This is a genomic window from Burkholderia sp. KL41, from assembly GCF_057005415.2.
On the sequence record NZ_CM174446.1, the window covers coordinates 798,778 to 824,341 of the forward strand.

The following is a 25,564-nucleotide window of genomic DNA, read 5'->3' on the forward strand; positions in this document are numbered from 1 at the left end:
GCGATGCGCGATGCCAACAAAAAAGCGGCCGAGGCCGCTTTTTTGTTGGCGGTGCCGGAAGGGAGGCCCGGGGCGGGCGCGACGCTTATGCGCGACCGAGTTCGTCGCCCATTTCCTTCGCACGCGCTTCGGCCGCGAGCGCGCCGCGCACGATTGCGTCCTTCACGCCCTGCGCGTCGAACGATGCGAGTGCGGCGGCCGTCGTGCCGCCCTTCGACGTCACGCGCTCGCGCAGCACGCTCGCCGGCTCGCCCGATTGCGCGGCGAGTTGCGCGGCGCCCGTGAACGTCGCGACCGCGAGCGCGCGGCCCTGTTCGTCGTTCATGCCGAGCTGGCGCGCGGCTTCCTGCAGCGCTTCGATGAAATAGAACACGTAAGCGGGGCCGCTGCCCGAAATGGCCGTGACGGCATCGAGCTTCGACTCGTCGTCGAACCACACGATCTCGCCGACCGCGCCGAGCACGTTCGATGCGAGTTCGCGGCCCGCCGCATCGACGCCCGGCAGGGCGGCGAGGCCCGTCACGCCCATGCCGACGAGCGCGGGCGTGTTCGGCATCGTGCGCACGACGCGTGCGTAGTCGCCGAGCCAGCGCGCGAGATCGCTGCCGCGGATGCCGGCCGCGATGCTGATCACGAGCTGTGTCTTCAGGTGCGGCGCGAGCGCCTGCGCGACGTCCTTCAGCACCTGCGGCTTCACCGCGAGCACGATCGCGTCGTAGTCGGCGAGCGTTGCGTCGACGGCCGCGCCGGTGCGGATGCCGAATTGCTGCGCGGCACGTGCGCGCACCTCTTCGTTGACGTCGATGGCATACAGGCCGTCAGCGGCGACGCCGCGCTTGATCAGGCCGCCGATCAGGGCCGCGGCCATGTTGCCGCCGCCGATGAATGCGATTTTCATGATGTCCGAATGAGCGAGTGAGTGAACGGAAAGGCGGAAAAGGGCGCGGCGTTCAGTGCGAATAATCGCGCGCGCCGAAGATCGCGGTGCCGACGCGCACGATCGTCGCGCCTTCGAGCACGGCCGCGTCGAGATCGGCGGACATGCCCATCGACAGCGTGTCGAGCGGCAGGCCGTCGGCGCGCAACGCGTCGAACAGCGTGCGCAGCGCGCGATGCGGCATGCGTTGCGCGTCGGTGTCGCCGGCCGGTTCGGGAATCGCCATCAGGCCGCGCAACCGCAGCGACGGCAGCGCGGCGACCGCGCGCGCGACCTCGGCCACGTCGGCCGGTGCGACGCCGCTCTTCGACGCCTCGCCGCTGATGTTCACCTGCACGCACACGTTGAGCGGCGGCAGGTGCGCGGGGCGCTGTTCCGACAGGCGCTGCGCGATCTTCAGCCGGTCGACCGAATGGACCCAGTCGAAGCGTTCGGCAACCGGGCGCGTCTTGTTCGATTGCAGCGGCCCGATGAAATGCCATTCGAGGCCCGCGCGCAGGTCGGCGAGCGCGTCGATCTTGTCGATCGATTCCTGCACGTAGTTTTCGCCGAATGCGCGCTGCCCGGCCGCATGCGCGGCGCGCACGTCGGCGGCGGGAAACGTCTTCGAGACGGCGAGCAGCGATACGGTGGCGGGATCGCGGCCGGCCGCGCGGGCGGCGTCGGCGATGCGGCGATGAACGGATTCGAGGCGGGCGGCGAGATCGGACATGACGGGCACGAAAGCAGGCACGGAAGCAGGCATGTAGCGGATGCGCCGCGGCACGCGGCGCATCGATCCGCCCATTATACGGACGCCGGGCGTGAGGCCCAGGGCCCGCCCGTCATTCGTATGAACAGGCCCTAGCCATACAGCAGGTGCTCGACGAGCTGGATCCAGTGGGCCACCGGAATCTGCGTGCCGCTCTGCAGGTGCGCGATGCAGCCGACGTTGCCGGAGACGATCATCTGCGGTTCGAGCGCCTGCAGCTTCAGCAGCTTCTGCTTGCGCAACCGGTACGACAGCGACGGCTGCGTCAGCGAATAGGTGCCGGCCGAGCCGCAGCACAGATGGCTGTCCGCCGGCAGCCGCACGTCGATGCCGAGGGTCTCGAGCAGGCGTTCGACCTTGCCGCGCGACTGCTGGCCGTGCTGCAACGTGCACGGCGGGTGGTACGCGACCGTATGGACCGCGCGGCGGCGCGCGAGCGTCGCGAGCTCGGCCTCGAACGCGAGCAGCACGTCGGAGATGTCGCGCGTCAGCGATACGATGTGCTGCGCCTTCTCCGCGTAGGCCGGGTCGTCGCGCAGCAGGTGCGCGTATTCGAGCACCGTCGCGCCGCAGCCCGACGCGTTCATCACGATCGCCTCGACACCCTGTTCGACATGGGGCCACCACGCGTCGATGTTGCGGCGCGCGTCGTCGAGCGCTTCGTCGTGATAGTTCAGGTGCAGGCGGATCGCGCCGCAGCAGCCGGCATCGGGCGCGACGACGGTCTCGATGCCGAGCGCGTCGAGCACGCGCGCGGTCGCGATATTGATGTTCGGCAGCATCGACGGCTGCACGCAGCCGCCGAGCATCAGCATCTTGCGCGTATGCGTCAGGTGCGGCCATTCGAGCAGCCGCGTGCGCGGCGGCACCTTGTCGCGCAGCCGCTTCGGCAGCAGCGGACGGACGTGCTGGCCGAGCCGCATCACCGGCGAGAACAGCGCGGCGTTCGGCACGAGGCTCGCGAGCACGCGGCGCACGAGACGCTGCTGCACGGGGCGCTGAACCTGTGCCTCGACGTGCTTGCGGCCGATCTCGACGAGCCGGCCGTACTGGACGCCGGACGGGCAGGTCGTCTCGCAACTGCGGCACGTGAGGCAGCGGTCGAGGTGCTGCTGCGTGCTGCGCGTGACGGGCGCGCCTTCGACCATCTGCTTGATCAGGTAGATGCGGCCGCGCGGGCCGTCGAGTTCGTCGCCGAGCAACTGGTAGGTCGGGCAGGTCGCGGTGCAGAACCCGCAATGCACGCACTTGCGCAATATCGCGTCGGCTTCGTCGCCGTCGGGCGTATTGCGGATGAAATCGGCGAGGTTCGTCTGCATTTAGGGTCTGTTTACCTATGGAGCGCGCATGCGTTGCCACGAGAACGGCCGCTCGCGAGGCGCGTGACGCCGCGAATACTGACGTATTCGCAAGGAGCGCAACGCGGCGAGCGGCCGTTCTCGTGGCAACCCCAATTTAAAAAATCCATGTCACGGGAATGCCCGAAATCGCCCGCATGGCGGCGTCGCTCGTCCCTTGTCCCCCAAGGGGACTTCCTGCGGGGCGTTTGGCTCGGCCAAACGGCGCTCCTCACTTCTTGCCTGCGCCCCGTTAGGAAGTCCCCTTGGGGGACGAGCGATTTCGGGCATTCGCATGTACGTTCCATAGGTAAACAGACCCTAAAGATCCGGGTAGAGCCGGCCGCGGTTGAAGATGCGCGCGGGATCGAACGCGGCTTTCAACCCGCGGTGGATTTTCATCATCGGGGCGGGGAGCGGCGTGAACACGCCCGCGCTGCGGTCGTACGCGTCGCCCGCGCGGAACAGCGTCGCGTGGCCGCCGGCCTGCTTGGCGCTCATCCGCACGGTCTGCGCATCGGCGTCGGTGATCCACCAGCGCTGCGCGCCGCCCCATTCCATCAACTGGGTGCCGGGCAGGTGCATCGGTTCGGTGATCGACGGCAGCGCGAGACGCCACAGCGCATAGCCGGGCGGGATGCCGTGGAAGAACGGGTCGGTATGCTCGCGCAGGCCGGCCCAGAAGCGCTCGGCCTCGACCGCGTCGACGACTTCGCCGCCGAGCAGCGTCTTCGCGGATTTCACGGCCGCTTCGGCGCCCGACAGGCGCAGGACGAGCGTGCCGTTGCGCCACCCGCTCGCGCTGACGGGCAGCGGATGGCCGCCCCATTCGTTGAGCTTGCGCACCGCGTCGGTCGCGGTCATCTCGAACTTCAGCGTGACTTCGGCGACGGGCATCGGCAGCACCTTGAGCGACAGGTCGAGCATCAGCCCGAGCGTGCCGAGCGCGCCGGCCATCAGCCGCGACACGTCGTAGCCGGCGACGTTCTTCACGACCTGGCCGCCGAAGCGCAGCACTTCGCCGCGGCCGTTCATCAGCGTGACGCCGAGCATGAAATCGCGCGGCGCGCCGCAGGTGGCCCGCCGCGGGCCCGCGAGGCCGGCCGCGACGCAGCCGCCGACGGTGGCCGCGCGGCCGAAGTGCGGCGGCTCGAACGGCAGCATCTGGCCGCACTCGGCGAGGACGGTTTCAAGCTGCGCGAGCGGCGTGCCCGCGCGGACCGTGACGACGAGTTCGGCCGGGTCGTACGACACGACGCCCTGAAATGCGCGCGTGTCGAGAATTTCGCCCTCGAGCGCCTGGCCGTACCAGTCCTTGGTGCCGCCGCCGCGAATCCGCAGCGGCCGGCCGTCGGCGCTGGCGGCGCGGACGCGGTCGGCCCATCCGGCGACGATGTCGTCCTCTTCCATGTTCTGTTGCTGCCTCGACTTGTTGTTCGGTCGATTGTACCGGGGTGGCGCGATTCCACATCGCGACTATCCCTAAGCCCGGTATCGCGGGGCGTCTGCCCGCGTCGCCGCATGAACGGGCGCCGCGGGCACGGTCGAATGCCGCGGCTCGTGCCGCGGGCACCGGCCGCGACCCGCACGGGCCGCTCAGAAGCGCGGCAGGTCGGGGTGCGGCAGCAGCCCGCCGCGCACGTGCTGGCGACCGTATTCGGCGCAGCGCGCGCGGGTCGGGATGCCCTTGTCCGGGTTCAGCAGCCCCGCCGGATCGAAGGCGCGCTTGACCGCGAAGAACGCGTCGCGCTCCTGCGGCGAGAACTGTACGCACATCGAATTGAGCTTCTCGATGCCGACGCCGTGCTCGCCCGTCACGCTGCCGCCGAATTCCACGCAGCACTCGAGGATTTCCGCGCCGAACTGCTCGGCGCGGTGCAGTTCGTCCGGATCGTTCGCGTTGTAGAGGATCAGCGGATGCATGTTGCCGTCGCCCGCGTGGAACACGTTGATGCAGCGCAGCCCGTATTGCGTTTCGAGCTGCTCGATGCGCGCGAGCAGCGGGCCGATCGCGCGGCGCGGCACGGTGCCGTCCATGCAGTAGTAGTCGGCCGAAATGCGGCCGGCGGCCGGGAACGCATTCTTGCGGCCCGACCAGAAGCGCAGCCGCTCGTGCTCGTTGCGCGATACCTGGATGCGTGTCGCGCCATGTTCGCGCAGCACGGCCGTCATCCGCACGATCTCTTCCGCGACTTCTTCCGGCGTGCCGTCCGATTCGCACAGCAGGATCGCCTTCGCCTTGAGATCGTAGCCCGCGTGCGTGAACGCCTCGACGGCCTGCGTGGCCGGCTTGTCCATCATTTCGAGCCCGGCCGGGATGATCCCCGACGCGATGATCGCCGCGACGGCCTCGCCGCCCTTGACGACGTCGTCGAAGCTCGCCATCACGAGCTGCGCCGTCTGCGGCTTCGGGATCAGCTTCACCGTGACCTCGGTGACGATCGCGAACATCCCTTCGCTGCCGATCATCACGGCGAGCAGGTCGAGGCCCGGCATGTCGAGCGCAAGCGAACCGAATTCGACGATCTCGCCGTCGATCGTCACCGCGCGCACGCGCATCACGTTGTGCACGGTCAGCCCGTATTTCAGGCAATGGACGCCGCCGGAATTTTCCGCGACGTTGCCGCCGATCGTGCACGCGATCTGCGACGACGGATCGGGCGCGTAGTACAGGCCGTACGGCGCGGCGGCCTCCGAGATCGCGAGGTTGCGCACGCCGGGCTGCACGGTCGCCGTGCGCGCGTAGGGATCGACTTCGACGATGCGGGTGAAGCGCGCAAGCGACAGCACGACGCCGAGCGCGATCGGCAACGCGCCGCCCGACAGGCTCGTGCCCGCGCCGCGCGGCACGATCGGCACTTCCATGCGTCGGCAGATCTGCACGATCCGCTGCACCTGCGATTCCGTTTCGGGCAGCGCGACCGCGAGCGGCAGGCGGCGGTACGCGGACAGGCCGTCGCATTCGTACGGCGCCGTGTCTTCGTCGCGGTACAGCAGGCAGTGTGTCGGCAGCACGGCCATCAGCGCCTGCACGACTTCGCGCTGGCGCTGCGCGCGTGCCGCGCTCGACAGTTCGACGGGAGCGTTCATTGGGTCTCCTGCAGCAGGCGGCGCGGCGTCGCGCCGCCGTGTCAGCACGTGAAAATCTTGCCCGGATTCATCAGGTTGCGCGGATCGAGCGCGAGCTTGATCGCACGCATCGTGTCGATCGCGTTGTCGCCGTGCTCCTTCGGCAGGAAGCGCATCTTGTGCAGCCCGACGCCGTGCTCGCCCGTGCAGGTGCCGCCGAGGCGCAGCGCGCGCTCGACGATCCGGTCGTTGATGTGCTCGGCTTCCGCGATTTCCTCGGGCTTGTCGGGGTCGATCAGGATCGCGACGTGGAAATTGCCGTCGCCGACGTGGCCGACGATCGGGCAGGGCAGCGACGAGGCGCGCAGGTCGACTTCGGTTTCCTCGACGCACGCGGCGAGCTGCGAGATCGGCACGCAGACGTCGGTGGTCACCGCGCGGCAGCCGGGTTTCAATTGCAGCATCGCGAAATACGCGTTGTGGCGTGCGGCCCAGAGACGCGTGCGGTCTTCGGGGCGGGTTGCCCATTCGAAACCCTGGCCGTTGTTCTGGCCCGCGAGTGCCTGCACGAGCTCCGCCTGTTCCTTCACGCCGGCCTCGGTGCCGTGGAATTCGAAGAACAGCGTCGGCGCTTCGGTGAGCGTCAGGTTCGAATGGCGGTTGATCGAGCGCACGGCGAGCGCATCGACGAATTCGACGCGCGCGATCGGCACGCCGATCTGGATCGTCTCGATCACGGTGCGCACCGCGTCGCCCATCGACGGGAACGTGCAGATCGCGGCTGATACGGCTTCGGGCAGCGGATGCAGGCGCAGCGTGATCTCGGTGATCACGCCGAGCGTGCCTTCGGAGCCGACGAACAGGCGCGTGAGGTCGTAGCCGGCCGACGACTTGCGGGCGCGCGAGCCGGTCTTCACCACACGGCCGTCGGCGAGCACGGCGGTCAGGCCGAGCACGTTCTCGCGCATCGTGCCGTAGCGCACGGCGTTGGTGCCCGACGCGCGCGTGGCGGTCATCCCGCCGATGCTGGCGTCGGCGCCCGGGTCGATCGGGAAGAACAGGCCGGTGTCGCGCAGCGCCTCGTTGAGCGCCTTGCGCGTGATGCCCGGCTCGACCGTCACGGTCAGGTCTTCGGCGTTGATCGACAGCACGCGGTTCATTTCCGACAGGTCGAGCGAGATGCCGCCGCGCACCGCGAGCAGGTGGCCTTCGAGCGACGAACCGGCGCCGTACGGGATCAGCGGGACGCTGTACAGCGAGCACAGCGACACGACTTCGCGCACGTCGTCCGCGCTGTGCGCGAACACGACGGCGTCGGGCAGTTGCGGATCGAACGGCGATTCGTCGCGGCCGTGGTGGGCGCGGACGGCGTCGGCGGTCGACACGCGCTCGCCGAAGGCGGCGCGCAGCGCATCGAGCATGGCGGGGGGAAGGGGGCGGCGCGTGGCGGCCGGCGGGGCAGGGTGATTCACGAACGTCTCCTTGTCGATCCGGATGAGCGCGTTGGCGCCGACCCGGCTCCCGTGCTGCTGGGTTTCGGCCCATTCTACGCTGTAACGCCTGCTGCGCCTGCCGTCGCGGGCTGCGATAATCGCGTTCGAACGCAACCGGGCCGCATCGCGGCCGCGCACGAGAGGACATCCGCATGGGCAACCGCTTGAGCAAGATCGCCACGCGTACCGGCGACGACGGCACCACCGGCCTCGGCGACGGCCGGCGTATCGGCAAGGACGATACGCGGATCGCCGCGATCGGCGACGTCGACGAGCTGAACTCGAACCTCGGCGTGCTGCTCGCCGAAACGCTGCCGGACGATATCCGCACGGCGCTCGTGACGATCCAGCATGACCTGTTCGATCTCGGCGGCGAATTGTGCATTCCCGGCCATACGGTGCTCGACGACACGCATCTCGCGCGTCTCGATCGCTGGCTCGCCGACTACAACGCGACGCTGCCGCCGCTGAAGGAATTCATCCTGCCGGCCGGCTCGCGCGCGGCGTCGCTCGCGCACGTGTGCCGAACCGTATGCCGTCGCGCGGAGCGTTCGATCGTCGCGCTCGGGCGTACCGAAACGCTCAACGATGCGCCGCGGCGCTACGTGAACCGGCTGTCGGACCTGCTGTTCGTGCTGGCGCGCGTGCTGAACCGTGCCGACGGCGGATCGGACGTGCTGTGGGAACGCGGCCGTGTCCGCTGACCGCTGACGATTCGCCCCCTTACCCTTGGCGCGCTGCGACAATTTGCCCGAGGGGCATCGAATTCTTAAAAAGGTATTGTGTGTGCATGTTTAACGGAGAACGAACATGACCCACATCACCGCTGACCAGATGGCTCGTGTGAAGGCCACTGCCCCTGTCCTCGCCGTGCACGGCGCGACGATCACGAAGCACTTCTACCAGCGCATGTTCGCGCGCCATCCGGAACTGAAGAACCTGTTCAACCAGACGCACCAGACGACGGGCAGCCAGCCGGAAACGCTTGCGAAGGCCGTCTACGCGTATGCGGCGAACATCGACAATCTCGGTGCGCTGGGCGGGGCGGTGTCGCACATCGCGCACAAGCACGCGAGCCTGAACATCCGCCCCGAGCATTACCCGATCGTCGGCGAGAACCTGCTCGCATCGATCGTCGAGGTGCTGGGCGACGCGGTCGATGCCGACACGCTCGAGGCGTGGCGCGTGGCTTACGGCCAGCTCGCGCAAATCCTGATCGGCGCCGAGGCCGACCTGTACGCGGGTGCCGCCTGGAGCGGGTTCCGCCCGTTCAAGGTCGAGCGCAAGGTGCGCGAAAGCGACGAGATCACGTCGTTCTACCTGACGCCCGCCGACGGCGGCGCGGCGCCGACGTTCGAGCCCGGCCAGTACATCACGGTGAAGCGTTTCGTCGGCGATCTCGGCGTCGACCAGCCGCGCCAGTACAGCCTGTCCGACGCGCCGCACGGCAAGTGGCTGCGCATCTCGGTGAAGCGCGAAGCCGGCAAGCCGGAAGTCATTCCGGCCGGCAAGGTGTCTACGCTGATGCACGACGGCGTGGAAGAGGGCGCGATCGTCGAGGTCACCGCGCCGATGGGCGAGTTCTCGCTGAAGCGTGGCGTCGAGACGCCGGTGGTGCTGATTTCCGGCGGCGTCGGCCTGACGCCGATGGTGTCGATGGCGTCGACGCTGGTCGACGAAGGCAGCAAGCGTGACGTGCGGTTCGTCCATGCATGCCGCTCGGGCGCGGTGCACGCGTTCCGCGACTGGCTGAACGACACGGTGCGCGAGCATGCGAACGTCAAACGCACGGTGCTGTACGAGCTGGTCGGCCCGAACGATCGCGTCGGCGTCGACCACGATCTGGAAGGGCGCCTCACGCCGGAGCGCGTGCGGCACTACGCGCTGGTGCCAGACGCCGACTACTACGTCTGCGGCCCGATCGCTTTCATGAAGGCACAACGCGATGCGCTGGTCGCGCTCGGCGTCGCGCCGGAACGCATCAACACCGAGATCTTCGGTTCGGGCGCGCTCGAGTGATGCTTGCGCGCAAGACCTGCGGTGCATGAAAAAGCCCGGTGCGGGCCGGGCTTTGATTTTGTAGCGGGATGAGCGTCATGCTCGCAGCATCAGCGTCGCGTGATAGCGCCATATTTTGGCATCGGCGCTGATGAGCGGCATGCCTTCATGGAGTGCCTGAGCGACCATCACGCGGTCGAACGGATCGGCGTGATCCGGAAAATCCGGCAGTGCGGCGACGCCTTCGACGTGATCGCTGCTGATTGGCAACTCCGCAAAACCTGCGAGTCGGAATGCCGAACGTGCATCGCGCGGATGGACCGGCAGATTGCCTTTGCGGTATTTGATCGCAATCTCCCAGATGGACGCGGCGCTGACGTACAGCGTGTTTTCGGGATGTTCGATCAACGCGGCCGCAGTCGCGGAAAGTTGAGGTGCGCCTTCGGCTGCCCATAGCGCGATGTGCGTGTCGAGCAGCAGCTTCACGGGGCGAGTCGCTGTTCCGAGCTGGCATCGAAGTCGGCGGCGATCGATTCATCGCCGGCATTGAATGCCTCGACGGTTGTCGGGATGTTCAACCCGGCAAGCAACTGACGGGCTGCGCCGATCCGCTTCGGTGCGGCATAAGGAACAATCCGGGCGACCGGATGACCGTTGCGGGCGATGACGACTTCCGATTCGCGCCCCAATTCAAGCGCTTCGACGAGGCTTGAGAGCCGCGACTTGGCATCGTGCATGTTGACGGTCGCCATGGGCGCCCCTTGGTTAGCTAGATAACGTTAGCTAGTCTAGCAGGGCGACGCGACGACCGCCAGCTAACCGCATGGCCAACCCGCCACGGGGCGGTGCCATGCGACCGGCCGGTTTGCGTCCGTCAGTTCCCGCTGCCGCGCGTGACGCGGCGTGCCTTCACCGATTCCGCGAGGCCTTCGAGCACCTTCACGCTGTCGTCCCATGCGATGCACGCGTCGGTGATGCTCTGGCCGTAGGTCAGTTCGCAGCCTTCCTTCAGGTCCTGGCGCCCCTCGACGAGATGCGACTCGATCATCACGCCGACGATGCGGGCGTCACCGGCCGCGATCTGGCGGCCGATGTCGGCACAGACGGGGATCTGGTTCTCGTGCTTCTTCGAGCTGTTCGCGTGGCTCGCGTCGATCATCAGGCGTGCGGCGAGGCCGGCCTTGCCGATGTCCGCGCACGCGGCGTTCACGCTGTCCGCGTCGTAGTTCGGCGTCTTGCCGCCGCGCAGGATCACGTGGCAATCCTCGTTGCCGGCCGTCGACACGATCGCCGAATGGCCGCCCTTCGTCACCGACAGGAAATGGTGCGGCTGCGATGCGGCCTTGATCGCGTCGACCGCGATCTTCACGTTGCCGTCGGTGCCGTTCTTGAAGCCGACCGGGCACGACAGCCCCGACGCGAGCTCGCGGTGCACTTGCGATTCGGTCGTGCGCGCGCCGATCGCGCCCCACGAGATCAGGTCGGCGATGTACTGCGGGCTGATCATGTCGAGGTATTCGGTCGCGGCCGGCAGGCCCATCTCGTTGATCTGGAGCAGCAGCTCGCGCGCGGTGCGCAGCCCTTCGTTGATCTTGAAGCTGTTGTCGAGGTGCGGATCGTTGATGAGCCCCTTCCAGCCGACCGTCGTGCGCGGCTTCTCGAAGTACACGCGCATCACGATTTCCAGCTCGCCCTTGAAGCGCTCGCGCTCCTTCACGAGCCGCCCCGCGTACTCGATCGCCGCCTTCGTGTCGTGGATCGAGCACGGCCCGATCACCACGATCAGCCGGTCGTCCATCCCGTGCAGGATGCGGTGCATCGACTGGCGCGAGTTGTAGATCAGCTCGGACGCGGCTTCGGAGCACGCGAATTCGCGGATCAGGTGGGCGGGCGGCGTCAGTTCCTTGAGTTCGCGAATGCGGACGTCGTCGGTGTTGTGCGGGGGCATGCTGTTTCTCCTTGGTTCCGGGCGCCGTTCGATCAGTGGGCGTGCGGCAGATTCATCAATTCAAGCAATTCAGTGATTTCGGTCGGGGCCGCGGAACCGCTGCGGCGGCGACCGGGTAGCGAAGGGCGAAAAAAAACCGCCGGGTTCGCCGGCGGTTTTTTCGGGAATTTCGGTTGCGCTTTACGCGCCATCAACCCTCTCGATCCGCCAGCGGTCTGAGATGCCAAAAAAAGTAAAAGTAAAACTTGGCGGACATGACGGAGATTCGGTTCGTCAAAAAAGTTGATTCGGAATTTATACCCCGTCGCCGGGCGGCTGGCAACCGGGGAGCGTCGAAAATGCGGACATTCCGCGCGTTTTCTTCAAAATGCGCGGAATGTCTGCGCCGCGATGCGGTTATGCCGTACCGCCGACCGTCATCTTGTCGATCCGCAGGGTCGGCTGGCCGACGCCGACCGGCACGCTCTGGCCTTCCTTGCCGCACACGCCGACACCCGTGTCGAGCGACATGTCGTTGCCGATCATGCTCACGTACTTCAGCGATTCGGGGCCGCTGCCGATCAGCGTCGCGCCCTTCACCGGGTAGGTGATCTTGCCGTTCTCGATCATGTACGCCTCGGACGCCGAGAACACGAACTTGCCGTTCGTGATGTCGACCTGGCCGCCGCCGAAGTTCACCGCGTACAGGCCGTTCTTCACCGACGCGATGATTTCCTGCGGATCCTTGTCGCCGTTCAGCATGTACGTGTTCGTCATGCGCGGCATCGGCAGCGCCGCGTACGATTCGCGCCGCGCGTTGCCCGTGACCGGCATCTTCATCAGACGCGCATTCAGCGTGTCCTGGATGTAGCCCTTCAGGATGCCGTCCTCGATCAGCGTCGTGCACTGCGTCGGGTTGCCTTCATCGTCGATGTTCAGCGAGCCGCGGCGGTTCGGCAGCGTGCCGTCGTCGACCACCGTCACGCCCTTCGCGGCGACCTGCTCGCCGATCCGGCCCGCGAACGCGGACGAACCCTTGCGGTTGAAGTCGCCCTCGAGGCCGTGGCCGATCGCTTCGTGCAGCAGCACGCCCGGCCAGCCCGGCCCGAGCACGACCGTCATCGCGCCGGCCGGCGCGGGGCGTGCGTCGAGGTTCACGAGCGCCGCATGCACGGCGTCGTCGACGTAGCGCGACAGGACTTCGTCGGTGAAGTAGCCGTAGTCGAAGCGGCCGCCGCCGCCGCCGGAGCCGATCTCGCGGCGGCCGTTCTGCTCGGCGATCACCGTGACCGACACGCGCACGAGCGGGCGGATGTCGGCGGCGAGCGCGCCGTCGCTGCGCGCGACCAGCACGACGTCGTATTCGCCGGCGAGGCCGGCCATCACCTGCGTGACGCGCGGGTCGCGGCCGCGCGCCATCTGCTCGATGCGCTCGAGCAGCTTGACCTTGGCCGTCGCGTCGAGCGACGCGAGCGGATCGGACGGCAGGTACAGGTCGCGGCCCGAGATGCCCTTCAGCGACGTGGCCGCCTTGATCTTCTGGCGGCCGCCGCCGGCCGCCGCGATCGCCTTGGTGGCCGCGGCCGCCTGCGCGATCGCTTCCGGGGACAGGTCGTCCGAGTACGCGAAGGCGGTGCGGTCGCCCGCGACCGCGCGCACGCCGACGCCCTGGTCGATGCTGAAGCTGCCCGATTTGACGATGCCTTCCTCGAGGCTCCACGCTTCGCTGCGGGTCGCCTGGAAGTACAGGTCCGCATAGTCGACGCGATGCGTGAAGATGTCGGCTATCGTGCGCGTGAGCAGGCTTTCGTCGAGGCCGTACGGCGTGAGCAGGATGTCCTTCGCCAGCGCGAGGTTGCGGATGCCGGGTTCGATGATGTTCATGCGGATATCGGGGTTTCTCAAAAAGTTGTCGGGTGCTTCTGGGCAGATGGGTTGGCCGCGCGGTGTTTCAAGCGGTGCGGCCGATTCAGGTCAGCACGCGGTGCCGCCACGCGGGCAGGCTCTGGCGCACGTCGGCGATGCGCTGCGGATCGAGCGCGCCGAGCACGACGCTTGCGCCCACGTCGCGAACCGCGACGATCTCGCCCCACGGGTCGATCAGCATGCTGTGGCCCCAGGTGCGCCGGCCGTTCTCGTGCTTGCCGCCCTGCGCGGCCGCGAGCACGTAGCACTGGTTCTCGACGGCCCGCGCGCGCAGCAGCGTTTCCCAGTGCGCGCGGCCGGTCGTATACGTAAATGCCGACGGTACGACGATCAGCGCGCAGTCGCCCATCCTGCGATACAGCTCCGGAAAGCGGAGATCGTAACAGACGGACAGGCCGACCCGCCCGAACGGCGCGTCGAACGTGACGACCGTATCGCCCGCGCGGATCGTGCGCGCCTCGTCGAACGACTCGTCGCCTTTCTCGAAGTTGAACAGGTGGATCTTGTCGTAGCGCGCGGCTTCGTTGCCGGATGGGTCGAACACGAGCGTCGTGTTGAGCACGCGATCGGGCTCCGGGGCCTTCAGCGGCAGCGTGCCGCCGATCACCCAGATGCCGTGGCGACGCGCGGCGTCCGCGAGGAAATGCTGGATCGGGCCGTCCCGGTAAGGTTCGGCGAGCGCGAGCTTGTCGGTGTCGCGGTGACCCATGAAGCAAAAGTACTCGGGCAGCAGCACGAGCTGCGCGCCTTCGCCGGCGGCTTCCGCGATCAGGCGGCGCGCCTCGGCGAGATTGCGCGCGACGTCCGGCGTGCTCACCATCTGCAGCGCGGCGACCTGGAAGGGCGTGGCGGAACGGGTGTGGTCGGTCATCGCTGGATCGGTTGCGTCATAAATGGGGTGCGGCCCGGCACCGTGCGCGGCCCGACGCGCGGCTCAATGGCTCGCCGCATCGGCCGGACCGTGATTCATCTTACCCTGATCGCCCCGCACCCGCTCGATGTGCGGGTGCGCCCACGAGCCGGTGATCGTGTAGTCGAGCGCGAACGCGCGCGACAGCGTCTCCGACAGCGCGTAGTTCGCGGCCAGCACGCCGACGCCGAGCAGCGGGTTGACGATGGCCGCCCCGATCGCGGCCGCACCCGCGCTGATTTTCGGCGCGACGTGCGCGTGAAGGTCCTGCGTCTCGGTGCCGAGATCCACTGCGCCGCGCACGGTGACGTTCGCGGGCCCGGTCATCATCGAGAAGTCGTCGGTGCGGGCGATCCCGTTCGAGATCCGGCCGGTGCCCGTGATCTTGTCGAACGGCAGCCCCTTGCCGATCACGTCGCGGAAATTCAGCGTCAGGAAGCGCGCGAGGCTCTGCAGGCTCAGCACGCCGAGGAGCTTCGCCGCGCCCGGATCGACCTTCAGGATCTGGCCGTGTTCGAGGTCGAGCGCGATCTGGCCGCCGAGCGACGGCAAGTCGACCGCGGTCGGGCCGCCGCGCCAGCCGACCTTGCCGGTGACCGTGCCGTGACCGTCCGCAAGCGTGCGCGGCAGGCCGACGCGGTCGAGCAGCGCGCCCGCGTTGTCGATGTCGAGCTTGAAGTCGAACACGGTGCGGCGCGGTGCGTCGTTTTCATCGGCACCGCGGGCAAGTGCGCGGCGCGAGGTGCGCCAGTTGCCGGTCGCCGTCAGCTTCGCGGCCGGGTTCGACAGCTCCAGCTTGTCGAGCTGCCAGACCGGCGTGCCGGCTTCGTCGATGTTGCGCGCGTTGACGACGAGACGGCCGATGTCGTGGTTGCGCGCGACGACCTGGTCGACGATCAGGTCGATCGACGGCATCGGGCGGTCGGTCGGCGTCGGCAGGTTCATCGCGCGGCCGACGAGATCGTGCTGCGCGCTGTCGGGCACCACGAGCTTCGCGAGCCGCGCATTCAGTACGCCCGCGCCGTTGTGGCCGCCGCCCGGCGCCCATGACAGGTAGCCCGACACCTGGTTCGACGCGATGTTCGCCTGCCAGAGCTCGTCGACGTGCGACGCGCCGACGATCACGTTTTCCCAGTTGCGCTTGAGCAGCTTCAGCGTGCCGAAATGGAGCGCGAAACGCTTCGGCGCGAAGCTGGCGAAATCGACGTGCGGCGCGGCTTGCGGCTCCTGCTCGCGCGGCGTGTCGGGCTTCAGCGTATGGGCCAGCGCGAGCCACGCATCGGCGTCCAGTTCGTTGACGTCGACGGCCGCGCTCACGCCGTCCTGCGGCATGTCGGGCATCCGGTGGATGCCCATCGCGCCGCGCACCGCACGCAGCGGCTGGCCGCGCGTCGCGTCGAGCAGGTAGGTTGCGGACACGGGGCCGAGCGTCAGGTCGGCGTGCTCGAGGCGCTTGCCGTCCGCCTGCGGCGCCGGCTGCAGCGTGAAGCTGAACGGCATCGGCGTGCCGGCCGGTTTTGCGAACGGCGCGGGGAAATTCAATGCCACGCCGGTCAGGTCGGAATGCGCGCTGATGTCGGGCAGGCGGCCCGGCGCGCCGCGCACGGCGACCTTGTACGGCGCGTCGCCGACCACGTGCTCGAGCAGCGCGGCCGCCGGGCCGTGCAGGTTCAGGCCGCGCGCGGCGTCGAGCGCGAGCCGGCCGTCGACGTCCACCGTATACGGGCCGTGCGACTGGAAGTTGCCGCTCGCGCGCACCGGGCCGCCGAGGAAGCGCCCCGACAGGTCGCGCAGCGATGCGCCGGCCTCGGTGAACCGGACACTGCCGCGCAGCGCGGACAGCGGCGGCACGCCGCTCGTCGTCAGCGTGTTGCCGCCGAATGCGAGCGCGCCTTCGATGTGCGTGTGCGGATGCGGGACGTGCTGCGGAATCGTGATCTTGAGCGCGAGCGACGCGGGCCCCTGCGCATCGATCCGCTGGCCGATATGCCCGCTCATCGTGCCGAGCGAGCTGTTGTCGGCGTAGTCGATCAGGTCGGCGAGCGGGCCCTGCGCATGACCGTCGATGATGAGCGGCGAGTGGCTCGGGTTGCCGAGATCGTCGATGCGGCCCGCGACCTTCGTCAGCGCGACGCGCTTGTAGTGCGCACGATCGATGTCGAAGCGCAGCTTGTTCTGCGCGAGTTCGAACACGCCGTCGATCCCGTCGAGCGCCGGCCAGACGCTCGGCGTGCCGTTCGCGAGCTTGCGCGGCGGGTACGGCGTCGGTTCGAAGCGGCCGCCGGTGAACGGCGCGACGATGTGGAACACGCCGGCGTCCGGCTCGTGTTCGAACGGGAATTTCTCGAGCGGGCCGCGGGCGACGATCGACGCACCCTTGGTCACCTGGCCGGCCTGCAGCGCGTGGCCGAGATAGTCGCGCAGGTGTTCGGACATCCCGGTCGGCAGGTAGCGCGGAATGCGCGCCACCGACGCACGCGCGAAATCGGCACGCAGGTCGAGCGAGCCGCGGCCGTGGCCGGGGTTCGTGTACGAGCCGGACACCGCGATTTCGGCATCGGGGTTCGAGACGAGCAGGTCGGGCAGGGTCACGTCGACGCGCGCATGCTTTTCGCCGGCCGCGGGCGTGATCGCCCACCTTGCGTTGCCGCGTAACCGGTCGAACGTCAGGCGCGGCTCGTCGAATTCGCCGGGTACCGTGACCGCCGCGTTGACCGTATCGAAATGCGCGCTGCCGCCCGTTTCGTTCGCATCGACGCGGCCCCAGAGGTTCTCGACGCCCGGCCAGCCGGCCCGCGGGTGGCCACGCGGCGACAGCCCGGGCGGCGGCTCCTGCGCGGCGAAGCTGATGCCCTGCAGATCGCCGAGGAAACGATAGCGGACGATCGGCGCGGCGCCCATGCGCCGCTCCTCGTCGGCGAGGTCGGCCCGCGCAGGCTTCGCGCGTTCGACCTCGATGTGATAGTTCGACACCATCCCGCGCGGGTCGATCTTGATCAGCTCGTTGCGCAGGCGCGCCGGCAGCGGCAGCCCGCGAATGAACTCGCTGAGAATGCCGAGATCGACGCGGTCGCCGACGACGCTCAACAGCTGCCCCTGGCTGGCGGTCGGCACACGGTAGCGGGCCGTCAGCGTCGACAGCGCGAGCGAGCGGGCGAGCGGCGTGCCGTCCGGCAGCGGCGGCTGGCCGAGTTCCGCGTTGAAGCGCGTCAGGTGCAGCGTGTAGTCGTGGCCGGCATCGAGCTGCATGTCCCAGCCGAAGCCGACCGTCGGCACGTCGAGCCGCGGCTGCGTCGGGCGCACGCGCAGCGCGACGTCCGCGCCCTGCAGGTCGCCGCCCGCCGAATGCAGGTGGCCGTCGCTGAAGGTGGCCCAGATCGCGTTGTCGATTCGGCCCGCGTGAATCGTGAGCGGCATGTCGAGGTAGCGCCCGAGCGTCTGCAGGTCGACCGGGCCCGTCGACAGGTACGCGTCGCCCGACCAGTTCGACGGCTTGCCGACCGGGGCGAGCGGCTTGTGCCTGAAGCGCGCGCGGAAATCGAGCGGGCCGAGCAGCAGCGTGCCGTTCGCGGGCGCCTGCAGCGCGGCCTTGTGCACGCGGCCGTTGTTGAGCACCGCGAGCCGGATGCCCGACAGCACGAGCTCCGGCGCGTCGTGCTGCGCGTCGCGCCAGCGCAGCGTGCCGCCGCGCAGCACGATCGCTTCCTGCTTCAGCAGCCACGTGCCGAACGTGTCGTTGCCGCCATGGGTGGTTGCCACGCCGACGCCCGCGATGCTCAGCGAGCCGTCGGCCGCGCGCGCGACGACGAGGTCGGGCTGGTCGACGATCAGGCTCGACAGCGCGGGCGACAGCCGCAGCAGCGACATCCACGACAGCGCGGCCGTTGCATGCGGCACCGACAGCGCGACCTTGCCGTCGTGGCCGCGGATCGTCAGGTTCGTGAGTTCGACGCCCGGCTGCATGCCGGACCAGTTCGGGGAAAGCTTGCCGATCGAAAGCTGCGCGTGGAGCTTGTCGGACACCGCGCGCTCGATGCGCGGGCGGAATTCGTCGATGCGGGGCAGCAGTACGTAGCGCAGCCCGAGGAACGCGCCGGACGCGACGAAGTAGGTGCCGAGCCCGACTGCCAGCGTCACCCGGAACACGCGGCGCAGGACCGGATGATCGTGCTTCGGAGGTCCCGCTTCGGGCGCAGCTACGGCGGATTCCTGACGGTCGGACATGCGGCGGACGGGCGGCGATATGGTAGTTTTGCAGACTGACGTTGAAATGTATCACACGGGTTCGTGCCGGCGGCCGTTGCGGCAGCGCGGCACGGGCTTTCCGGCGCGCGGTTTCGCGGCGGGCGCACGCGCGCCCCGCGATGCCGCGCCGAATCCATGGGGCCGGCCGGTAGCGGGGCGCGCACGCGCCGGCCCGCTGCCGGCCGGCCTTTCCGCCAGGCCCGCTTCTCGATGACCGACGCTTCCGCCCTGATCAGCACGTCCTATTCCCGATACCTTGCTCGCGCGGCTGCCGCGCGTCCCGCGCTGGCCGAACAGGTTGCCGCGTGGGCCGCCGCGCCGCTCGGCCGCGCGCAGCTCGACGCGCGCCTCACCGAGCTGCTGGCGACGCCGGCCGGCACGGCCGCGCCGTCCGAGGAGCAACTGAAGCGCGCACTGCGGCAGTTGCGTGCCGAGGCGTTCGGCGCGGTCGCGGAACGCGACCTGCGCGGGCTGGCGGACGTCGCCGAGGTCACGGGCGCGATGACCGATCTCGCCGAAGTGGCCGTGCAGCGCTCGCTCGCGCTGCTGTCGGTTGAACTCGAGGCGCTGTATGGCGAGCCGCGCGGCGCCGACGGCCAGCGCGTCGTGCTCGGCGTGGTCGGGATGGGCAAGCTGGGCGGCCGCGAGCTGAACGTGTCGTCGGACATCGACCTGATCTTCGTCTACGAGGACGACGGCGAGACGACCGGCGGCGCGCGTTCGCCGCTGTCCACGCAGGAATACTTCACGCGGCTCGGCCGGCGCCTGATCGGCGTGCTGTCCGAGGTCACGGCCGACGGCTACGTGTTTCGCGTCGACATGCGGCTGCGTCCGAACGGCGATTCGGGTCCGCTCGTCTGCAGCCTCGGCATGCTCGAGGAATATTTCTACGTGCAGGGGCGCGAGTGGGAGCGCTACGCGTGGATCAAGGGGCGGCTCGTGTCGGAAGGCGACAGCGACGCGGCGCGACGGCTGGAGTCGCAGCTCGAGTCGATCGTCAAGCCGTTCGTGTATCGCCGCTATCTCGATTTCGGCGTGATCGGCGCGATCCGCTCGCTGCACCAGCAGATCCGGCAGGAAGCCGCGCGCCGCGCGTCGATGCGGCCCGACAAGTCCGACGACATCAAGCTCGGGCGCGGCGGGATCCGCGAGATCGAGTTCAGCGCGCAGGTATTCCAGCTGATCCGGGGCGGCCAGGATGCGGAATTCCGCGTGCGGCCGACGCTCGCGGTGCTGCGCCATGCGCAGGCGCGCGGGCTGATCGGCGAGGACGTGCGCGCGCGCCTGGCCGATGCTTACAACTTCCTGCGCACGCTCGAGCACCGGCTGCAGTACCGCAACGACGCGCAGACGCACGCGATGCCGGTCGAGCCGGATGAACGCGCGGCGCTGGCCGCGTCGCTCGGCTTTGCCGACTATGCGGCGCTGATGACGGTGCTGGATGAGCACCGGAACTTCGTCGAGGCGCAGTTCGACCAGATCTTCGCGGACAAGGTGAAGGGCGGCGGCCCTTGCGCGGCGGGTGACGACACGGCCGCCGCATGGATCTGGAGCGGCGCGTTGGGCGACGACGGCGAGGACGATGCGCTGGTCGCACGCCTCGACGGCCTCGGTTTTGCCGATCCGGCCGCCGTGCTCGCGCGGCTGCGTGCGATCTGGCAATCGACGCGCTACATGGGCCTGCCGGAAAAGAGCCGGCAGCGCTTCGACAGCGTCGCGCAGCGGGCGCTCGAGGCCGCGCCGAACATCGACGCCGCACGCCGCGACGACACGATCGTGCGCCTGTTCGACCTGCTCGAGACGGTCAGCCGGCGCGGCGTCTATCTCGCGCTGCTGACCGAGTATCCGGCCGCGCTCGACCGCGTGCTGTCGGTGCTCGGCGCGACGCGCTGGGGCGGCGGTTACCTGATCCGCCACCCGCAGCTGCTCGACGAGCTGCTCGACGACGAGGCGATCGCGAGCCCGTTCGACTGGCCTGCGTTCAAGGACGCGCTGCGCGCGCGCCTCGCGGCGGCCGACGGCCCCGAGCAGCAGATGGACCTGCTGCGGCACGCGCAGCACGCGGAGGTGTTCCGGATCCTGCTGATCGACCTGGCCGGGCAGCTGTCGGTCGAGCACGTGAGCGACCGGCTGTCCGAGCTGGCCGACGCGGTGCTCGACGTGACGATCGAAGTCGTCTGGTCCCAGCTCGCGAAGCGCCATCGCGACGTGCCGAAGTTCGCGGTGATCGCGTACGGCAAGCTGGGCGGCAAGGAGCTCGGCTACGCATCCGATCTCGACCTGATCTTCCTGTACGACGACGCGGACGAGCGCTCGGCGGACGTCTACACGACCTTCACGCGGCGGCTCATCACGTGGCTCACCACGGCGACCGGGGCCGGCGCGCTGTTCGACATCGACCTGCGGCTGCGGCCGAACGGCGAGGCCGGGCTGCTCGTCACCGATCTCGATGCGTTCCGCCGCTACCAGCTGCGCGAGGGCGATGCCGCGAACACCGCGTGGGTGTGGGAGCACCAGGCGCTGACGCGTGCCCGCTACAGCGCGGGCGACGCGCAGATCGGCGCTGACTTCGAGGCGATCCGCCAGCAGGTGCTGACGACGCCGCGCGACGGCGGCGTGCTCGCGAAGGAGATTGTCGACATGCGGGGCAAGGTGTTTGCCGGCCATCCGAACCAGACCGACCTGTTCGACCTGAAGCACGATCGCGGCGGGATGGTCGACATCGAATTCATCGTCCAGTACTGGGTGCTGCTGCACGCGTCGAGCGACGCCGAGCTGATCCGCAACACGGGCAACATCGCGCTGCTGCGCGAGGTCGCGCGCTTCGGGCTGATGGGCGAGGACGAGGCCGAGCGCGTCGGCGCGGCCTACCGGAAGTACCGGAAGCTGCAGCACAAGCTGCGGCTCGACGGGATGGAGAAGGCGCGGGTCGATCCGGCCGTGGTGGCCGACGAGCGCGCAGCCGTGACGGCGCTGTGGGCGCGCGTGTTCGGGACGGCTGAAACGGGCGTTTGAGTCGGGTGTTCGAATCGGGCGTTCGAACTCGCGGAGCAGGGCGGGCGCGGTCGGGCGAGCGGCCGTGCGGTAAAAAAAGACCGGCGCATGCGCCGGTCTTTTTGCATTCGGCCGACGCGGTGCCCGCGTCAGGCCGCCAGCATTTCCTTCGCGTGCTTGCGCGTCGTGGCCGTGATCTCGAGCCCGCCGAGCATCCGCGCGACTTCCTCGATCCGGTTGGCGCGGTCGAGCGCGACGACCGTCGACACCGTGCCGCCGCGCTCGTCGGCGCCCTTCGCGACCTGGAAGTGGTGGTCGCCGCGCGCGGCGACCTGCGGCAGGTGCGTCACGCACAGCACCTGGCGATCGCGCCCGAGCTGGTGCAGCAGGCGGCCGACCACTTCGGCGACGCCGCCGCCGATCCCCGTATCGACTTCGTCGAAGATCAGCGTCGGCGTCGGGCTCGCCGCGCTTGCGATCACTGCGAGCGCAAGGCTGATCCGCGCGAGTTCGCCGCCCGACGCGACCTTCGCGAGCGGCCGCAGCGGCACGCCGGGGTGGCCGGCGACCCGGAATTCGACCTGCTCGAGCCCGTGCGGGCCGCCGTCGGCGAGCGGGACGAGCGCGACTTCAAAGCTTCCGCCCGCCATCGACAGTTCCTGCATGCCGGCCGTGACGGCCGTGCCGAGCGCCTTGGCGGCCTGCGCGCGCGCCTTCGACAGATGCCTGGCATCGGCGAGATAGGCTTCCCGCGCCTTGGCCTGCGTCGCCTCGAGCGCACCGAGATCGGCGGCCGCGTCGAGCGCGGCGAGCTGCGCGCGGCGTGCCGCGTGTTCTTCGTGCAGCGTGTCGGGCGGCAACCGGAACTTGCGGGCGGTCGAGTGCAGCGCATCGAGGCGCGTTTCGACCTGCGCGAGCCGCTCGGGATCGAGATCGACGCGCTGCGCATAGTGCGACAGCGAGTAGACGGCTTCCTGCAGCTGGATCTCGGCTGGTTCGAGCGACGCGAGCGCGTCGCCGAGCGAGGTGTCGTAGTCGGCCAGGCTGCGCAGCTTCGACACGATCGCGCCGAGCTGCGCGAGCATCGCGTCGTCGGCCTCGGACAACGCGTTGAGTGCGCCGCGCACGCCGTCGATCAGGTTCGCCGAATGCGACAGGCGCTTGTGCTCGTTGCTGACTTCGTCCCATTCGCCGGGCTGCGGCGCGAGCTTGTCGAGCTCGGCGAGCTGCCACGCGAGCTTTTCGCGTTCGAGCTGCAGCTCCCGCTCGTGCGCCTTCGCGGCCTCGATCGCCTGCGTCGCGTCGCGCCACACGCGCCACGCGCGCGCGACGTTCGCCGCATCGGCGACGAGCCCTGCGTGCGTGTCGAACAGCTCGCGCTGCGCGTCGGGCCGCATCAGCAGCTGGTGCGCATGCTGGCCGTGGATGTCGACGAGCATTTCGCCGAGTTCACGCAGCTGCGCGAGCGTCGCGCTGGTGCCGTTGATGAACGCGCGCGACCGGCCGTTCGCGTCGATCACGCGGCGCAGCATCACGGTGTCCTCGGTGTCGAACGCGTGTTCGTCGAGCCAGCGCGCGACGCGGTCGTGCGGCGTGAATTCGGCGGTGATGTCGGCGCGGCCGCAGCCGGTGCGCACGACGCTCGCGTCGGCACGTTCGCCGAGCGCGAGGGCGAGGGCGTCGATCAGGATCGATTTCCCGGCGCCGGTTTCACCGGAAAAGACGGAAAAGCCGCTGTCGAATTCGAGATCGAGCGCGGCGACGATGACGAAGTCGCGGATCGAGAGGTGGCGGAGCATGGTGTCGGGCGGAGCGGCGTCAGGACGCCTTGTCGTCTTCGTTCGAGGCGTGTTCGTTCCAGTGCAGCTTCTTGCGCAGCGTCGAGAAATAGCTGTAGCCGATCGGATGCAGGAACGGCACCGTGTGCTTCGAGCGGCGCACCTCGATCGTGTCGTTCAGTTCGAGCGACGTGAACGACTGCATGTCGAAGTTCACGTTGACGTCGCGCCCGCCGACGATCTGGATCGCGATCTTCGAATCGTCGGGCAGTACGATCGGCCTGTTCGACAGCGCGTGCGGCGCAATCGGCACGAGCACGATGCCCTGCAGCTGCGGATGGAGGATCGGGCCGGCCGACGACAGCGCGTAAGCGGTCGAGCCGGTCGGCGTGGCGACGATCAGGCCGTCCGAACGCTGGTTGTACATGTACCGGCCGTCGACCGACGCGCGCAGCTCGACCATCCCGGAGAAACCGCTGCGGTTCACGACGACGTCGTTGAACGCGAGCGCGTGGTAGATCGGTTCGCCGTCGCGCATGATCCGGGCCTCGAGCAGCGAGCGCTCCTCGCGCTCGAACTTGCCCGACAGGATCACCGGGACGAGTGCCTGCATGTCGGCCGCCGCGATATCGGTGATGAAGCCGAGCCGCCCGTGGTTGATCCCGATCAGCGGTGTCTTGTACGGCGCGAGCTGACGGCCGATGCCGAGCATCGTCCCGTCGCCGCCCAGTACGACCGCCACGTCGGCGCGCGCCCCGATTTCGGCCGGGGTCAGCGCCGGGTAGCCGGTGATGCCGATCTCGCGCGCGGTCTCGGCTTCGAAGACGACCTCGAAGCCCCGCTTGGCAATGCAGGCGGCCAGCGTGGCGAGCGGCTCGGCGATGTTCGGCGTGTTGCTCCGGCCGACGAGCGCGACAGTGTTGAACTGATTACCGGTTTTCATGCCGGCATTACACCATAGCTCGTTGACGAAAAGAACCGGCTGTTCGCTGACGGGGCCGGATCGGGTCGGCCCGCGCATCGGTGGCTGACGCCACTCGCCGCGGTCGCGCGGTTGCGCTAAAATTTTCCACCATGCTAGATCCTCGCGCACGAACCCTCCTGAAAACCCTGATCGAACGGTATATCGCCGACGGTCAGCCAGTCGGATCGCGCACGTTGTCCCGTTACTCCGGGCTCGAGCTGAGCCCGGCGACGATCCGCAACGTGATGTCCGACCTGGAGGAGCTCGGCCTCGTGTCGAGCCCGCACACGTCGGCCGGCCGCGTGCCGACGCCGCGCGGCTACCGGCTGTTCGTCGACACGATGCTGACGGTCGAGGTGCCGATCGACGCAGAGGCCGTCGCGCGGCAGGTGCAGAACACGCTGCAGGCCGGCGAGCCGCAGCAGCGCGTCGTGGCGGCCGCGGCGAGCGTGCTGTCGAACCTGTCGCAGTTCGCGGGCGTCGTGCTGACGCCGCGCCGCAGCCACGTGTTCAAGCAGATCGAGTTCATGCGCCTGTCGGACAAGCGCATCCTGCTGATCATCGTGACGCCCGAGGGCGACGTGCAGAACCGGATGCTCGCGACGCCGCGCGACTACTCGCCGTCGCAACTGACCGAGGCGTCCAACTACATCAACGCGCATTTCGCCGGGCTGTCGTTCGACGAGGTGCGCCGTCGCCTGCGCGACGAGATCGACCAGTTGCGCGGCGACATGACCACGCTGATGCATGCGGCCGTGACGGCCAGCACCGAGGTGCCCGACACCGAGGACACCGTGCTGATTTCCGGCGAGCGCAACCTGCTCGAGGTGGCGGATCTGTCGTCCGACATGGCCCGGCTGCGCAAGCTGTTCGACGTATTCGACCAAAAGACGGGCCTCCTGCAACTGCTCGACGTGTCGAGCCACGCCCAGGGCGTGCAGATCTTCATCGGCGGCGAATCGACACTCGTGCCGATCGAGGAAATGAGCGTCGTTACCGCCCCTTACGAGGTGAACGGGCAGATCGTCGGCACGCTCGGCGTGATCGGCCCGACCCGCATGGCGTACAACCGCGTGATCCCGATCGTCGACATCACCGCGCGGCTGCTGTCGCTCACGCTGAGCCAGCAGTAGCCTGCGAGCGCCAGCCCGATCCCGCCCCGTCATCGTGCCGCGGCGCCGCGTGCGCCGACAGTCGGCCGAACGGCCAGCCGACCGGCGCGAGGCGGCCCGCTA

The 25,564-nt window shown here is 68.9% G+C and carries 18 protein-coding genes; 4 read left to right on the plus strand and 14 right to left on the minus strand.

Features of this window, described 5'->3' with window-relative positions; genetic code table 11:
• Positions 1 to 85: 85 nt before the first annotated feature.
• The 6 genes from proC to PQB87_RS03855 form a co-directional block, all read right to left on the minus strand.
• Positions 86 to 898 carry a pyrroline-5-carboxylate reductase gene (gene proC / locus PQB87_RS03830; RefSeq protein ID WP_027788329.1) on the minus strand — a complete coding sequence of 271 codons (813 nt, stop codon included), beginning with the start codon at positions 896 to 898 and terminating at the stop codon, positions 86 to 88.
• Positions 899 to 950: 52 nt separating this feature from the next.
• Positions 951 to 1,649 (minus strand): YggS family pyridoxal phosphate-dependent enzyme, encoded by a 699-nt coding sequence (locus tag PQB87_RS03835; protein WP_153487861.1) that lies wholly within the window; start codon positions 1,647 to 1,649, stop codon positions 951 to 953.
• A gap of 131 nt (positions 1,650 to 1,780) precedes the next feature.
• Positions 1,781 to 3,007, minus strand: coding sequence for a glycolate oxidase subunit GlcF (glcF, locus tag PQB87_RS03840; protein ID WP_489242575.1), 1,227 nt, complete (start codon positions 3,005 to 3,007; stop codon positions 1,781 to 1,783).
• A gap of 339 nt (positions 3,008 to 3,346) precedes the next feature.
• Positions 3,347 to 4,435, minus strand: coding sequence for a glycolate oxidase subunit GlcE (gene glcE, locus PQB87_RS03845; RefSeq protein ID WP_059685198.1), 1,089 nt, complete (start codon positions 4,433 to 4,435; stop codon positions 3,347 to 3,349).
• 186 nt (positions 4,436 to 4,621) lie between these two features.
• Positions 4,622 to 6,115, minus strand: a complete 1,494-nt coding sequence (locus tag PQB87_RS03850; RefSeq protein ID WP_489242576.1) for an FAD-linked oxidase C-terminal domain-containing protein — start codon at positions 6,113 to 6,115, stop codon at positions 4,622 to 4,624.
• Between the two features lie 41 nt (positions 6,116 to 6,156).
• A complete protein-coding gene (locus PQB87_RS03855) occupies positions 6,157 to 7,566 on the minus strand; it encodes an FAD-binding oxidoreductase (RefSeq protein ID WP_027788326.1) in 1,410 nt (469 codons plus the stop codon).
• Between the two features lie 173 nt (positions 7,567 to 7,739).
• On the opposite strand from PQB87_RS03855, the gene PQB87_RS03860 reads away from it, so the two are divergent.
• Together PQB87_RS03860 and hmpA are read left to right on the plus strand one after the other, a co-directional pair.
• On the plus strand, positions 7,740 to 8,291 hold the full coding sequence (locus PQB87_RS03860) for a cob(I)yrinic acid a,c-diamide adenosyltransferase (protein WP_027788325.1): 552 nt from the start codon (positions 7,740 to 7,742) through the stop codon (positions 8,289 to 8,291).
• A 106-nt stretch (positions 8,292 to 8,397) separates the two neighbouring features.
• Positions 8,398 to 9,606 (plus strand): NO-inducible flavohemoprotein, encoded by a 1,209-nt coding sequence (gene hmpA, locus PQB87_RS03865; protein ID WP_489242577.1) that lies wholly within the window; start codon positions 8,398 to 8,400, stop codon positions 9,604 to 9,606.
• Positions 9,607 to 9,681: 75 nt separating this feature from the next.
• On the opposite strand, the gene PQB87_RS03870 is transcribed toward hmpA, so the two are convergent.
• The 6 genes from PQB87_RS03870 to PQB87_RS03895 form a co-directional block, all read right to left on the minus strand.
• Complete coding sequence (locus PQB87_RS03870) at positions 9,682 to 10,071, minus strand: type II toxin-antitoxin system VapC family toxin (RefSeq protein WP_059487139.1); 390 nt, start codon at positions 10,069 to 10,071, stop codon at positions 9,682 to 9,684.
• Entirely contained in the window at positions 10,068 to 10,337 is a 270-nt protein-coding gene (locus PQB87_RS03875; protein ID WP_489242578.1) for a type II toxin-antitoxin system Phd/YefM family antitoxin, read from the minus strand. The genes PQB87_RS03870 and PQB87_RS03875 overlap by 4 nt, the downstream gene beginning before the upstream one ends.
• A gap of 122 nt (positions 10,338 to 10,459) precedes the next feature.
• Positions 10,460 to 11,533 (minus strand): 3-deoxy-7-phosphoheptulonate synthase AroG, encoded by a 1,074-nt coding sequence (aroG, locus tag PQB87_RS03880; RefSeq protein ID WP_059685192.1) that lies wholly within the window; start codon positions 11,531 to 11,533, stop codon positions 10,460 to 10,462.
• Positions 11,534 to 11,929: 396 nt separating this feature from the next.
• Positions 11,930 to 13,396, minus strand: a complete 1,467-nt coding sequence (gene tldD / locus PQB87_RS03885; RefSeq protein ID WP_021163847.1) for a metalloprotease TldD — start codon at positions 13,394 to 13,396, stop codon at positions 11,930 to 11,932.
• An 85-nt stretch (positions 13,397 to 13,481) separates the two neighbouring features.
• Positions 13,482 to 14,309 carry a carbon-nitrogen hydrolase family protein gene (locus PQB87_RS03890; protein WP_048022322.1) on the minus strand — a complete coding sequence of 276 codons (828 nt, stop codon included), beginning with the start codon at positions 14,307 to 14,309 and terminating at the stop codon, positions 13,482 to 13,484.
• Positions 14,310 to 14,372: 63 nt separating this feature from the next.
• On the minus strand, positions 14,373 to 18,572 hold the full coding sequence (locus PQB87_RS03895; protein ID WP_489242579.1) for a YhdP family protein: 4,200 nt from the start codon (positions 18,570 to 18,572) through the stop codon (positions 14,373 to 14,375).
• A 231-nt stretch (positions 18,573 to 18,803) separates the two neighbouring features.
• Between PQB87_RS03895 and glnE the strand changes: the two genes are divergently transcribed.
• Positions 18,804 to 21,608, plus strand: coding sequence for a bifunctional [glutamate--ammonia ligase]-adenylyl-L-tyrosine phosphorylase/[glutamate--ammonia-ligase] adenylyltransferase (gene glnE, locus PQB87_RS03900; RefSeq protein ID WP_489242580.1), 2,805 nt, complete (start codon positions 18,804 to 18,806; stop codon positions 21,606 to 21,608).
• A gap of 128 nt (positions 21,609 to 21,736) precedes the next feature.
• On the opposite strand, the gene recN is transcribed toward glnE, so the two are convergent.
• Positions 21,737 to 23,386, minus strand: a complete 1,650-nt coding sequence (gene recN, locus PQB87_RS03905) for a DNA repair protein RecN (protein ID WP_059685185.1) — start codon at positions 23,384 to 23,386, stop codon at positions 21,737 to 21,739.
• A gap of 19 nt (positions 23,387 to 23,405) precedes the next feature.
• Positions 23,406 to 24,308, minus strand: a complete 903-nt coding sequence (locus PQB87_RS03910; RefSeq protein ID WP_059528978.1) for an NAD kinase — start codon at positions 24,306 to 24,308, stop codon at positions 23,406 to 23,408.
• Between the two features lie 131 nt (positions 24,309 to 24,439).
• Between PQB87_RS03910 and hrcA the strand changes: the two genes are divergently transcribed.
• Positions 24,440 to 25,462 carry a heat-inducible transcriptional repressor HrcA gene (gene hrcA, locus PQB87_RS03915; protein WP_021162218.1) on the plus strand — a complete coding sequence of 341 codons (1,023 nt, stop codon included), beginning with the start codon at positions 24,440 to 24,442 and terminating at the stop codon, positions 25,460 to 25,462.
• Positions 25,463 to 25,564 lie beyond the last annotated feature (102 nt).

Bases quoted from the DNA above. Each gene is read 5' to 3' on its own strand.
- PQB87_RS03890 (WP_048022322.1), bottom strand. From the start codon at position 14,309: ATGACCGACCACACCCGTTCCGCCACGCCCTTCCAGGTCGCCGCGCTG.
- glcE (WP_059685198.1), bottom strand. From the start codon at position 4,435: ATGGAAGAGGACGACATCGTCGCCGGATGGGCCGACCGCGTCCGCGCC.
- hmpA (WP_489242577.1), top strand. From the start codon at position 8,398: ATGACCCACATCACCGCTGACCAGATGGCTCGTGTGAAGGCCACTGCC.
- PQB87_RS03895 (WP_489242579.1), bottom strand. From the start codon at position 18,572: ATGTCCGACCGTCAGGAATCCGCCGTAGCTGCGCCCGAAGCGGGACCT.
- tldD (WP_021163847.1), bottom strand. From the start codon at position 13,396: ATGAACATCATCGAACCCGGCATCCGCAACCTCGCGCTGGCGAAGGAC.
- proC (WP_027788329.1), bottom strand. From the start codon at position 898: ATGAAAATCGCATTCATCGGCGGCGGCAACATGGCCGCGGCCCTGATC.
- PQB87_RS03910 (WP_059528978.1), bottom strand. From the start codon at position 24,308: ATGAAAACCGGTAATCAGTTCAACACTGTCGCGCTCGTCGGCCGGAGC.
- glnE (WP_489242580.1), top strand. From the start codon at position 18,804: ATGACCGACGCTTCCGCCCTGATCAGCACGTCCTATTCCCGATACCTT.
- glcF (WP_489242575.1), bottom strand. From the start codon at position 3,007: ATGCAGACGAACCTCGCCGATTTCATCCGCAATACGCCCGACGGCGAC.
- PQB87_RS03875 (WP_489242578.1), bottom strand. From the start codon at position 10,337: ATGGCGACCGTCAACATGCACGATGCCAAGTCGCGGCTCTCAAGCCTC.
- recN (WP_059685185.1), bottom strand. From the start codon at position 23,386: ATGCTCCGCCACCTCTCGATCCGCGACTTCGTCATCGTCGCCGCGCTC.
- PQB87_RS03860 (WP_027788325.1), top strand. From the start codon at position 7,740: ATGGGCAACCGCTTGAGCAAGATCGCCACGCGTACCGGCGACGACGGC.
- PQB87_RS03850 (WP_489242576.1), bottom strand. From the start codon at position 6,115: ATGAACGCTCCCGTCGAACTGTCGAGCGCGGCACGCGCGCAGCGCCAG.
- PQB87_RS03835 (WP_153487861.1), bottom strand. From the start codon at position 1,649: ATGTCCGATCTCGCCGCCCGCCTCGAATCCGTTCATCGCCGCATCGCC.
- hrcA (WP_021162218.1), top strand. From the start codon at position 24,440: ATGCTAGATCCTCGCGCACGAACCCTCCTGAAAACCCTGATCGAACGG.
- aroG (WP_059685192.1), bottom strand. From the start codon at position 11,533: ATGCCCCCGCACAACACCGACGACGTCCGCATTCGCGAACTCAAGGAA.